11 protein-coding genes are annotated in these 11,385 nt (G+C 54.8%); 6 read left to right on the top strand and 5 right to left on the bottom strand.

What is annotated here, in order from left to right; genetic code table 11:
- Positions 1–4 precede the first annotated feature (4 nt).
- Positions 5–931 (bottom strand): LysR family transcriptional regulator, encoded by a 927-nt coding sequence (locus tag HVX64_RS19600; protein ID WP_042999299.1) that lies wholly within the window; start codon positions 929–931, stop codon positions 5–7.
- 224 nt (positions 932–1,155) lie between these two features.
- Here HVX64_RS19600 and HVX64_RS19595 point away from each other — a divergent pair, with 224 nt between their 5' ends.
- Positions 1,156–2,394 carry a dicarboxylate/amino acid:cation symporter gene (locus HVX64_RS19595; protein WP_044253866.1) on the top strand — a complete coding sequence of 413 codons (1,239 nt, stop codon included), beginning with the start codon at positions 1,156–1,158 and terminating at the stop codon, positions 2,392–2,394.
- A gap of 25 nt (positions 2,395–2,419) precedes the next feature.
- Positions 2,420–3,610 (top strand): cystathionine beta-lyase, encoded by a 1,191-nt coding sequence (gene metC, locus HVX64_RS19590; protein WP_042999301.1) that lies wholly within the window; start codon positions 2,420–2,422, stop codon positions 3,608–3,610.
- A gap of 30 nt (positions 3,611–3,640) precedes the next feature.
- Here metC and mdtM read toward each other — a convergent pair whose 3' ends face one another.
- From mdtM to HVX64_RS19570, 4 genes are all read right to left on the bottom strand, one after another.
- Positions 3,641–4,873 (bottom strand): multidrug efflux MFS transporter MdtM, encoded by a 1,233-nt coding sequence (gene mdtM, locus HVX64_RS19585; protein WP_162178929.1) that lies wholly within the window; start codon positions 4,871–4,873, stop codon positions 3,641–3,643.
- A gap of 325 nt (positions 4,874–5,198) precedes the next feature.
- The gene (locus HVX64_RS19580; protein ID WP_042999303.1) at positions 5,199–5,840 is read right to left on the bottom strand and encodes a LysE family translocator; all 642 of its coding nucleotides are present in this window, start codon (positions 5,838–5,840) and stop codon (positions 5,199–5,201) included.
- Between the two features lie 48 nt (positions 5,841–5,888).
- A complete protein-coding gene (locus HVX64_RS19575) occupies positions 5,889–6,704 on the bottom strand; it encodes an AraC family transcriptional regulator (protein ID WP_044253872.1) in 816 nt (271 codons plus the stop codon).
- A gap of 135 nt (positions 6,705–6,839) precedes the next feature.
- Positions 6,840–8,252 (bottom strand): PLP-dependent aminotransferase family protein, encoded by a 1,413-nt coding sequence (locus HVX64_RS19570; RefSeq protein ID WP_044253875.1) that lies wholly within the window; start codon positions 8,250–8,252, stop codon positions 6,840–6,842.
- A gap of 177 nt (positions 8,253–8,429) precedes the next feature.
- Here HVX64_RS19570 and HVX64_RS19565 point away from each other — a divergent pair, with 177 nt between their 5' ends.
- The 4 genes from HVX64_RS19565 to HVX64_RS19550 all read left to right on the top strand — a co-directional run bounded on the left by HVX64_RS19565 (position 8,430) and on the right by HVX64_RS19550 (position 11,332).
- Positions 8,430–8,594: a DUF1127 domain-containing protein gene (locus tag HVX64_RS19565; protein WP_071888362.1), complete on the top strand. Its 165-nt coding sequence runs from the start codon at positions 8,430–8,432 to the stop codon at positions 8,592–8,594.
- 149 nt (positions 8,595–8,743) lie between these two features.
- Positions 8,744–9,208: a MarR family transcriptional regulator gene (locus HVX64_RS19560; RefSeq protein WP_042999305.1), complete on the top strand. Its 465-nt coding sequence runs from the start codon at positions 8,744–8,746 to the stop codon at positions 9,206–9,208.
- 5 nt (positions 9,209–9,213) lie between these two features.
- Complete coding sequence (locus HVX64_RS19555; protein ID WP_044253878.1) at positions 9,214–10,281, top strand: HlyD family secretion protein; 1,068 nt, start codon at positions 9,214–9,216, stop codon at positions 10,279–10,281.
- Positions 10,271–11,332, top strand: coding sequence for a DUF2955 domain-containing protein (locus HVX64_RS19550; RefSeq protein WP_042999307.1), 1,062 nt, complete (start codon positions 10,271–10,273; stop codon positions 11,330–11,332). Before HVX64_RS19555 ends, HVX64_RS19550 begins: the two co-directional genes overlap by 11 nt.
- The last annotated feature ends 53 nt before the right edge of the window (positions 11,333–11,385 follow it).

Below are 11,385 nucleotides of genomic sequence, written 5' to 3'. Positions count from 1 at the left end.
GGGATCAGCCGGGGATCCAGTTGTCCCACGCTGGCAGTGTCCCTAATTCCGCGACCAAAAAATCAATAAACGAACGCACCTTCGGATTGCTGTATTTGCTGGGGAAATAGAGCGCGTAAAGGGTGTGCGTTTCGCAGGCGATCGTGCCGTCGAGCATCAGCGGGGTGATCTCCTCTTTCTGGATATGATCGCCAATCAGATAGGTCGGCAGATAGGCCACGCCCTGATCTTCCAGCACCGACTTCAGCAGGACCAGGCTGCTGTTGGCCTGGATCGGCATATGCAGTTTTAGCTGATGCAGGCGATCCTGCTCGTCGGCAACCTTCAGAACCGGGGTCAGGCCAGGATAAACCAGACAATCGTGATCGACCAGATCGGTACGACGCAGCGGCATCCCTTTCTTCGCGAGGTAACCGGGGGAGGCGCAGTACGCCCAGCGGATCGGCACCAGTTTACGCGTGGCATAGTTTTGCGGCGGGGCGGTGGAGATGCGCAGGGCGATATCGAAATCCGTGTCGTTCAGATTGACGAAGTTATCGTTGAGATCGATATACAGGTTCACATCCGGGTATTGGGTGCGATATTTGTCCACCAGATTGACCAGTCGGGAATAGCCGAAGGCAATCGAACAGGTAATGCGTAATTCACCTTGCGGATTATGATAATAACCAGAGGTAGTATTAAGCGTTTCATCAAATTCTTTCAGTAATTTATTGGCCCGGTTAAACAAATATTGCCCGGCGTCGGTCAGCGTAATACTGCGGGTCGTGCGCTTAATTAATGTTGTCCCCAGCGTATCTTCCATTGCCGCCAGACTTTTACTGACCGCGGACGGTGACACGTTAAGTTGCACCGCGGCTTCAGATAAACCTCCGCAGTCCACAATCCGGACAAAAAACTCTAAGTGCTTGAGAGAAATGGGTGTGCTCATTGTTTCCTTTTGCTCACAAGTGATTTGCAAAAACGGTACGAATAGGCCGTTACATTGGGTTTTGAAACATGTAACTATTGAATCACAGGAAACGACATACGCACAAAATGAAAAAATAACAACTTAAGTGAGGTGCGTCACAAATAGTAAGGAGGCAAAAACAGAACGTCGCCAAATTGTGAATTTACTCTCATTTAATTCCATTCTTATAAAAGGTACCGATTATGTGGACACGACTCGAACCCTACAAATCGTCAATTATTTTATTACTTGCTCTGGTGGCAGGTGGTTTATTAGGGATTTTAGCCCCCGCGTTTGCCAGTAAACTCCAGCCGATAGGTCAGATTTTCCTGAACCTGTTATTTATGATTATCGTTCCGCTGGTGGGAATCAGCGTAATGTCCTCTATCGCCAGTATGACCGACCTGAAACGCTTAGGGCGAATTATGGCGATTATCTTTATCGTTTCCATCGCGATGGCGTTTATTCCGGCGGCCGGCATCGTGGCGTTAGCCCTGTGGTACAACCCGGCGCAGGGGGTCACTATCGATCTCTCGCAGTCCGTGCAGGCGGGCAGCGGCAAGATGGATTTTGTCAGCATGATCACCACCAACGACTTTATTGGTCTGTTTTCTAAGTCGAATATTCTCGCGCTGATCGTGATGGCGATCATTGCCGGGATCGCGATTGGTCAGTCAGAACAGGCGGGTAAACGTATTGCCTCGCTGCTGGACGATGCCAACACCGTCATTATGAAGATCGTGTCGATCATCATGAAGGTCGCGCCGCTGGGGCTCGGTTGCTACTTTGCGGCGACGATGGCCAGCCAGGATTCCGGACTGCTGCTCACCTTTGCCCGGGCAATTGGTCTGTTCATGGTTGCCACGCTGGCTTACTACATTTTCGGCTCTATTCTCTACTCTTACATTGGCGGCGGAGTACCGGCGGTGAAGGCCTTCTGGCGTCACGCCATTGAGCCTTCTGTCACGGCGCTGGGTACCTGTTCTTCGCTGGGCACGCTGCCGGTGACGCTGCGCGCGGGCAAAGCGATGGGGATTAACCCGGAAATTGTGGATGTCTCGATCCCACTGCTGGTCAACCTGAACAAAGGCGGCGTGGCGATGATTGCGGCGCTGAAGATCGTCTTTATTTACTCGGTGCTGGGGATCCCATTCACCACGGAAACCTTCTTCCTGACCATGCTGATCGCCGTGCTTTCCGCGATTATCGTCGGCGGCGTACCGGGCGGGGCGTTCCTTGGGGAGATCTTTATCGTCACCACGCTGGGACTGCCGATGGAAACCATTCCGATGTTGGTGGTGCTGGGTACCATTACCGATGCCCCGGCGACGCTAATTAACGTGATTCATGATTTGAATGCGGCACAAATTGTAGAACGCTTCTCCGGGAAAAAGTCGGTGAATGCAGAGATGAATGCGACGGCGACGGCCGCCGAGGTTTAACGCACGGATTAAGGATAAGAAGGTTATGAAAGATTCAGTGAAACTCGAAACCCAGTTGGTCATCGCCGGACGCGATAAACGCTATACCCAGGGCGCGGTAAACCCGGTTATCCAGCGCGCCTCTTCGCTGGTGTTTGATACCGTGAAGGACAAAAAATTCGCCACCGCCAATCGCGCAAACGGTGAGTTGTTTTATGGTCGTCGCGGCACTTATACCCACTTCGCGTTTCAGAAAGCGATGAGCGAACTGGAAGGCGGCGTCGGCTGTGCGCTCTATCCGTGCGGTGCGGCGGCGGTGACAAACGCGATCCTTGCGTTTGTACAACGTGGCGATCATCTGCTGATGACCGGGGCGGCATATGAACCAACACAGGATTTCTGCAATAAGATCCTGAGCAAATTCAACGTCGAAACGACGTACTACGATCCGATGATCGGCGCCGGAATTGTCGATCTGATCCGCCCAGAAACCAAAGTGGTGTTCCTTGAATCACCGAGTTCGATCACCATGGAAGTGCAGGATGTACCGGGAATGGTGAAGGCTATTCGTGCGGTGAACCCGGAGATCGTCATTATGATCGACAACACCTGGGCGGCTGGCGTGTTGTTTAAGGCGCTGGACTACGGCGTGGATATCTCGATTCAGGCAGGCACCAAATACACGATTGGTCACTCTGACGGCATGCTGGGAACGGCGGTATCCAACGCCCGTTGCTGGGACCAATTGCGTGAAAACTCGTATCTGATGGGGCAAACGCTGGATGCCGATACCGCGTATAACGGCAGTCGCGGCCTGCGTACGCTGTCGGTGCGTCTGAAGCAGCATCAGGAGAGTAGCATTCAGATTGCCCGTTGGCTGTCGGCACGCGCAGAAGTGGCGCGGGTGAATCATCCGGCACTGCCGGAATGTCCGGGCCACGAATACTTCACGCGTGATTTCAGCGGCAGTTCTGGTTTGTTCTCGTTCGTGCTGAAAAAGCGACTGACGGATGAACAGTTAGCGAACTTCCTCGATAACTTCTCGCTGTTCCACATGGCTTACTCATGGGGCGGATTTGAGTCGTTGATTCTGGCGAACCAACCGGAAGAGTTGAACAGCATTCGCCCGGCCGGTGAGGTTGATTTCAGCGGGACGCTGGTGAGGGTGCATATCGGCCTGGAAGATGTCGGCGATTTGATTGCCGACCTTGAAGCCGGATTTGCCCGCATTGCTTAAAAAAACGGCCCCGCATGGCGGGGCCTGATTTTACTTCTCTGTTGCCAGTTCCGTTGCGTGATACTGGCGTACCCGCGTTAACAACCCTTTCAACGTGAATACCACCGCCACTCCCGCAATGACTGCCAGCAGGTGAAACGGGATCCGGCCGCCGTTAAACCACAGTCCGCGACCGATTTCGACGGAAACGGCCATCACCGCCAGAATGACCATGTTCAGCGAGGCCGACACGGTTCCTTTCGGCAGGTTGTTGGTAAACAGCGTGAAGCGGAACAGCGTCGGGAAGATTAGCCCAATGCCAAACGCATACAGACTGGTGCCCAACACCGACCACAGCCACACGTGAGGCCAGAGCAGGTTCCCGGCGATCAGTACAAACAGGCCGCTGAGCTGAATGGGCACCGCACGCCAGATAAAGCGCGGGTTGGTCGGATCTTTCACAAAACGAGCAACGACCATGTTGGCGACGATGACCGCACCGAACACCGGAACCTGTACCCAGGCGAACTGGGAGGACGTCATGCCACCCGCGTCGATCAGGATCACCGGGGAAACGGCGACCCAACTCATCATTGGGATGTAACTTAGCGAGATCGTGGCGACGCCAAAGAGGAACACGCGGTTGCGAAAGACATCGCGAAAATCGCGTACGACGCTGATCGCACTAAACGGCACCGCGCCGCGCTGGACCGTCTCCGGCATCGCCAGCAACAGGCCCATAAAGGCGATAAAACCCATTACCGCAATAATGGCGAACAGCACCTTCCAGTGGACGAAGTGCATCAGCGCCGCACCGGAAAGCGGGCCAATGATCGGCGCTACCAGCACGATAGAGGTGATGATTGCCATCAGCTTGATGGCTTTCGTTTGTCCGAACGCCTCCTGCACCGTGACGTAGCCGACCGTCGCGATAAAGCAGATGCTGGTGCCCTGCACCACGCGCGCGACCAGAAACTGTGTCATTGAAGTGGTGAACAGCGTGGCGGTACAGGCGAGGGAAAAAATGAGCGCCCCCGTGACCAATACCGGACGACGACCGATCCGGTCGGAAAGCGGCCCCAGCAGCCATTGCAGCGCCATCCCTCCGGCGAGATAGAGACTGACCGCCGCCGGCGCCAGACTGACATCGGCATCAAACTCCCGCACGACGTTGATGATGCCCGGTTGAATCAGGTCCGTCGACAGATAGGCGGCAAAATCGTACAGAATCAGCGCCATCGGAAAGAACAGCGTCGTGGCGTGCCGCTTGAAAAACTCAATAATCCATTGCATACAAAACGAACTCCATGTGGAGAACCCCTTAACGGGAACAACGAAATTCAATACTGTCACAGGGACATCAGGCAGAAAAGAGAGAACAGCAGACTGCGGATGTACTGAATTTCATGTAATCAAAAGCACTGCCCATGAGAATCACAGACAGGGGAACACATTCTGACGCTTGTCAGAATGTGTAGCGATTACAGATGGTTATCAGCACATCACACCTCGAGAAAAGTAAGTTGAACGGAAAATATACACCTTAAGTGTCATTATAATTTGATGTTAGTCAATAGAATGGGCTGAATTCATTCAGTATCTCAATGAGCTACGGGAAGAGAAAGCGCCAGACGATCCCGCAGCCAAAGGCGATCAACACGACCCCGGCGAGACGTTCGATCCACACGATCCCGTGGCTTAGCCGTCGCTGGATAAACGGCAGGCCAATCCCCATCACAATCAACAGATCCCAGCACAGTACGACGCTGGTCATCCAGATCCCGCTGACGGCCTGCTGCACCAGCGTCACTGACGGGCCAAGCAGGGCGGTCATCAGCGCCAGATAGAACAAGGCATTTTTCGGGTTGAGCAGCGACGAACCCAGCCCCAGCAGCACTTGTTTGCCCAATCCCGGACGCGTGGACTGGGCATCTGCGCCCGTCAGCGTTTGCGGACGACTGCGTAGCAGCAGGCTGCCGATCCACAGTAAATAAAGTGCGCCCAACAGTGCGATCAACGTGAAGAGCTGGGGAAGCTGACGGAGGATCCCCCAGCCGGCAATCGCCAGAAGGATATAAATGCCGTTACCGGCGGCGATCCCTAGGCACAGCCCGGCACTGCCGCGCAGTCGATAGCGAACGGCGTAGCCCACCAGTAAAAAGAAATCCGGTCCGGGGCTGAGCAGCGCCACAAAGTGAGCCAGCGCCAGGGCGGGAAAGGCAGGGGGAAAGAGTACAGACAACGGTTCCATAGTGACCTCAGTGTGTAAACCTGAGTTCACGCTACGCCCGGTGAAACGCTAATTATTGTCTGATATTGATCGCCCCCGCGCATACTGACGCGGTGTGGCGGCGGTATAGCTGACAAAGGTGCGGTGGAAATGGCTCTGGTCGGCAAAACCACTCTGATAACCGACGTCGGCGATATCGTCTCCGGCGCGCAGTCGCGTCCTGGCAAAATCGATCCGCGCGATGTTCAGATAGCTGCCCGGCGTCAGACCGGTGTCCTGCTTAAAGGTGCGAATCAGCGTCTCTTTGCGCATGCCGAACTCTTGCGCGATATCATCTAGCGACGGTGGAGAGAGCAAATTGTTGTGCAGCCGCGCTTTCAGAGACTGACTGGTCGCTCGCGTGCGCGGCGGATTTCCTGACTGCAAGGGGAGTGCGCGCAGCAGGAGACGGACGGCATCGATAAGCGGCGCGGTTTGTTGTTTCTCCATTAACGCCACAAGGTCGAGAAAGCGCTGAAAGCGTTGTGGATCGCGGATCACCGGGTTCGGGGCGAAAAACGGTGCAGGGATTGTCTGTTCGGGCAACTGGGCAACACACCAGTCCGCGTCCAGGTAGAGCATATGGTAGCTGCGACACTGTCCATCGACCGGATTACAGCTGTGCGGCACATGCGGTGGGATCACAATCAGATCGCCTGCCTGCAAACGGTATTCTTTGCCATCGCTGACACAGCAGGTTTCACCTTCCACAATGGCCCCAATGGAGAGCTGCGGATGATGATGGCGCTTATAGGCCTGATGGCTGCGCCAGGTGCTGCGCAGCTCCAGCCATGCAAGTCGCTCATCGCGCCAGAACGATTGTGGAATATCTCGGGTGTGGGTCACAATTAGTGCCTCCGGCATAGTCATGCTTTGTTATATCACGGTACAAAGACTTACCGGACTTTCCGCAGAAGAGCTGCAGAGTGTGATTCACTGAATACGCTGTGTCGCGTTCAGGCCGTCCGGTAAGTCGAATGTTTACTCCATCGCGACTTTGATCGCCTCGCCCAGCTTCTGCATCACGTCCCGGTGCTTCTCGCTGGGCGGGAGCGCACAGTTTATGCGCACACAGTTGCGGTATTTCCCTGATGCGGAAAACAGTGAGCCCGGCGCGACCTGAATTTTCAGGCGGCAAAGCTGTTTGGCAACGCAAACCATATCCACTTGTTCCGGCAATTCGACCCACAGCATAAAACCGCCTTTTGGTCGCGTAACGCAGATGCCGCAGGGAAAATATTCCCGCGCCCAGCAGGTATAAATCTCCATATTACGCTGATAAATCTGGCGCATACGCCGGACGTGGCGATGGTAGTGTCCTTCCTGGACAAACGTCGCAGCCGCCAGTTGTGTGGCGGGAACGTTGGTACCAATAACCGCATACTTCATATGCAGTAATTTGTCGTGATAACGACCCGGAGCGACCCAGCCGACGCGCAGGCCAGGGGCGACCGATTTGGTGAATGAACTGCAAAGGATAACCCGACCGTCGATATCCCGGGAGTGAATGGTTCTGGGGCGGGGATACTCTGTCGCCAGTTCACCGTAAACATCATCCTCGAAAATCACAATGTCGTGGCGTTGAGCGAGCGCCAGCACCGCCCGCTTACGGGCGTCCGGCATGATAAAACCGAGCGGGTTATTGCAATTGGGCACCAGGATAACGCCTTTGATCGGCCACTGTTCAAGCGCCAGCTCCAGCGCTTCAATACTGATGCCGGTATCCGGATCGGTCGGGATCTCAATCACTTTGATCCCTAAACCGCGCAGCAATTGCATGGTGCCGTAATAAGCCGGGGATTCCACAGCGACAATGTCTCCTGGCTGGCAGACGGCCAGCAGGGCCAGTGACATGCCGCTTTGACTGCCGCTGGTGATCACCAGATCGTCGGCGTTAACCACCGATCCGCCATCCAGCATCAGCCGGGCGATTTGCTGGCGTAGTGCGAGGCTGCCAGCCAGTTCATCGTAGCCCAGAACCGCACTCAGATTGTGTTGTGCTACGCGACTGAGTTCGCGCCAGAGCGGTTTCAGGCTGGGTTGGCTAACATCCGGAATACCGCTGCTAAGCGGGACAACCGATTGGTCGTGATGGCCTTCCAGCATGTTCAGTACCTGCTCCCATTGGGTAATCTCAACCGGACGCTGTACCGGACGCGACATCGGCGGGACCGGCGGCAGCGCTTTCTGAGGCGCGACGAAGTAGCCTGAACGGGGCTGTGGCGTAATGAGTTGCAATGATTCCAGTACCTGATACGCCTGCTGTACGGTGCTGATACTGACACCGTGCTCCTGACTCAGACTGCGTACCGACGGCAATTTCTCTCCGTGACGATACAGCCCTTGTTCAATACGCTCGGCCAGAATATTGGCCAGATGTTGGTAACGCGTCATGCTGTATCCCTCGAAGATGCCATACAGATGTAAAAACCAGTACAGACAGGTGCAAAATGTGCGATGCAGAGACAGTATTAGCGAATCTGTATGTTAAATAAAAGCTGTTTTTGAATCTGTATTGATCCACTCGAAAACCGCCAGAATACAGGCTCTGGTATGAGAGGGGGGTGGAGTATGGAATTTCATGAAAACAAAGCAAAGCAGCCGTTTATTGGCTTTGTCCTGATCTGGCGAGCGTTTAAAAAATGGCATCTGCAGGCGCAAACCCGACGGATCCTGCAACAGATGAGTGATGAGCGACTCAAGGATCTGGGATTACGCCGGGATCAGATTGAATAGCGTGACTGTAGAAGTCAGAGGCTGGAGGTTGAACCCGTCCGGCCTTTGTTACATTCATAAAATTTATCAATTCATGCTTACAGACAGTGTGTTTCTTGATACTTATCCTGATAAGTATTATTTTCCTTTCGCTTAGAGAGGAAAGAGACATGACTGAAGATGAGCTGTTTGCCCGCCGCCCGTTGGGGATGCGTATGGCGATGGTCGTGCGTCAATGGCGGGCCATTATTGATGCGGCTATTACCGATACCGGCCTGACCCAGTCCAGCTGGACGGTGCTGATGCAACTGTATCAACTGGGCGATAACGTTTCGGTCAGTGAACTGGCACAGGTGCAGGGTATTGAACTGCCACCGCTGATGCGCACGCTCACACAACTGGAAAATCAGGGCTATCTGGTGCGTTCCACATCGCCTTATGACAAACGCATCCGTCTGCTAATGCTAACTGCGGAAGGCCGTGCCCGGCTGGTAGAGTTGAACCGGATGATTGAAGCCTATCAATGTCGCGTCACGCGTACCATTCCTGAAGCAGATCTCGCTTCCTTCAGCGCCACCTTAAATGTAATCGCCTGCAATCTGCGGACAATCCGCGAAGAAGATAATCAACACTAAAAACTATGATGACCCCAGAACAGAAGTTTGCCCGTTGGGTAAGGGTGAGTATTGCCGCTTTCCTTGCCATATTCGCCTGGTTTATCGTTGCCGATATCTGGATCCCGTTGACGCCGGACTCCACGGTGATGCGCTCGGTCACGCCGGTTTCGTCGCGTGTTTCCGGATACGTCTCGCACGTTTATGTGCGCAATAACAGCCAGGTAAAAAAAGGCGATCTGCTTTACGAGCTGGATCCCACGCCATTTATCAACAAAGTCGAGGCCGCGCAAATCGCCTTTGCGCAGGCCAGACTGAGCAATCAGCAACTGGATGCACAGATTGCTTCTGCCCGCGCCAACCTGCGTACTGCTGAATATACGGCGCGTAATGACAAGCTGACGTTCGACCGCTATCAGCGGCTAAGCGCGATGCAAAACGTTTCGCAGGCGGATCTCGACAGGGTGCGGACGACCTGGCAGACCAGCGAACAATCGGTAACCGCGCTGCATGCCAACATCCAGAATCTGCTGATCCAACGCGGCAAGCGCGAAGACAGCCATAACGTGACGCTGCAAAAGTATCGCAACGCGCTGGAAGAGGCGCAGTTGAATCTGGCATGGACAAAAGTGCGCGCAGAGACGGACGGAACGGTGAGTAATCTCCAGCTTAACGCCGGGCTTTACGCTACCGCCGCCACGCCACTGCTGGCGCTGGTCAGTAATCAGACGGATATCGTGGCCGATTTCCGCGAGAAGAGCCTGCGCCATACCCGCGTCAATACCGATGCCGCCGTGGTGTTTGATGCCATGCCGGGTAAAGTGTTCCGTGCGCGTGTGACCAGCAGCGATGCGGGGATCCTCGCCGGACAGGAAGAGGTCAACGGTCAACTGTCGCAGCCAGAGCAATCCACCCGTTGGGTGCGCGATGCGCAGCGGATGCGTATTCACGTGACGCTGAGTGAACCACTGGACAAACCGTTACCGACCGGTGCCCGCGCCACGGTGCAGTTGTATAACAGCGAAGGCCCCTTTGCCCGTACTTTTGCTGGCGCGCAAATCCGCCTGGTCAGTTGGCTGCATTATGTCTATTAACACCCTGGCGCGCGTATTCACGCCACATGACAACATCGTCTATACAGCCAACGACTTTCGCCAGACTCTGCGGATAGCCGTTGCCGGGACGATAGCGCTAAGCATTTCGACCTTTTACAACGTCCAGTACGGCGTTTTCTTCGTGGTCTATCCGTTGATGCTGATGTCGCTGGTACCGGTGTTTAACCGCCACGTAGCGCGGCAGTTTGTGTTCAGTGCGGCGGTGAACTGCGTCGAAATGGTATTGATTGTCGGTTATCTCTCGCAGTGGCCAGTGATCATGACGCTGGTGGTGTTTGGCCTTTACGTGATGCGCTTTCGCTTTATGAGCAAGGGGCCGCTGTTTCTGCTGGGGTCAATGGGTGTGGTCTGCCAGAGTACGATGCTCAATTTTATGAGCTATCCCACCACAGACTGGCACACGCTGATGTTTTCCAACATGGAAGCCTGCGTGATGGCGGTAGCGCTGAGTGCGCTGCTGCACTATTTGATCCCCGATGTGGAACCGCGTAACTCGCCGCCGCGCATTGAGAAAGACGACGCCCGCATTCGCCACGAATCGCTGCTTTCCGGCACCGTGGCGACGATGATCTTTGTGATCTTCCAGATTTGCGATCTGAGCGATTCGCTGTCAGCGCTGATGGCGGGGATTTTGATCCTCTTTCCGATGCACTATCGCGGCGCGGTCCTGAGTTCCCTCTGGCGCGTCGTCGGTGTGGTACTGGCCTGTCTCTATATTCTGGTGGTGCAGTTGCTGATTTATGATTTCAGTAATCACATGCTGTTAATGATGCCACTGATCGGTCTCGGATTGGCCTTTAGCGCCCGCCTGCACGTGATGGAAAAAGTGGGTGCAGGCGTGGGGTTCGCCAGCATCACCACCATCGGCATTATGTTCGGCCAGAACCTGCACCCGAACAGCGACCTGGTGTTCAGCGATTTGTACCGCATCACCTCAGTCACCGTCGCGCTGCTGGCAACGCTGACGATGGTCTTTCTGGTCCACCGAATACTGAACTGCTTTGCGGCGACGCGGTTTGTGGTGGAGTGAGTGTCGGATGGCTGCGGCCTGGGGAAGAACTGTAGGCCCGATAAGCGTAGCGC

Source organism: Citrobacter sp. RHB20-C16 (genome assembly GCF_013890155.1).
In the GTDB taxonomy this organism is placed as follows: domain Bacteria; phylum Pseudomonadota; class Gammaproteobacteria; order Enterobacterales; family Enterobacteriaceae; genus Citrobacter_A; species Citrobacter_A amalonaticus.
This window is presented reverse-complemented; position numbering and strand designations above follow the sequence as displayed.

Bases quoted from the DNA above. Each gene is read 5' to 3' on its own strand.
- HVX64_RS19595 (WP_044253866.1), top strand. From the start codon at position 1,156: ATGTGGACACGACTCGAACCCTACAAATCGTCAATTATTTTATTACTT.
- HVX64_RS19600 (WP_042999299.1), bottom strand. From the start codon at position 931: ATGAGCACACCCATTTCTCTCAAGCACTTAGAGTTTTTTGTCCGGATT.
- HVX64_RS19560 (WP_042999305.1), top strand. From the start codon at position 8,744: ATGACTGAAGATGAGCTGTTTGCCCGCCGCCCGTTGGGGATGCGTATG.
- HVX64_RS19565 (WP_071888362.1), top strand. From the start codon at position 8,430: ATGGAATTTCATGAAAACAAAGCAAAGCAGCCGTTTATTGGCTTTGTC.
- HVX64_RS19580 (WP_042999303.1), bottom strand. From the start codon at position 5,840: ATGGAACCGTTGTCTGTACTCTTTCCCCCTGCCTTTCCCGCCCTGGCG.
- HVX64_RS19570 (WP_044253875.1), bottom strand. From the start codon at position 8,252: ATGACGCGTTACCAACATCTGGCCAATATTCTGGCCGAGCGTATTGAA.
- HVX64_RS19550 (WP_042999307.1), top strand. From the start codon at position 10,271: ATGTCTATTAACACCCTGGCGCGCGTATTCACGCCACATGACAACATC.
- metC (WP_042999301.1), top strand. From the start codon at position 2,420: ATGAAAGATTCAGTGAAACTCGAAACCCAGTTGGTCATCGCCGGACGC.
- HVX64_RS19555 (WP_044253878.1), top strand. From the start codon at position 9,214: ATGATGACCCCAGAACAGAAGTTTGCCCGTTGGGTAAGGGTGAGTATT.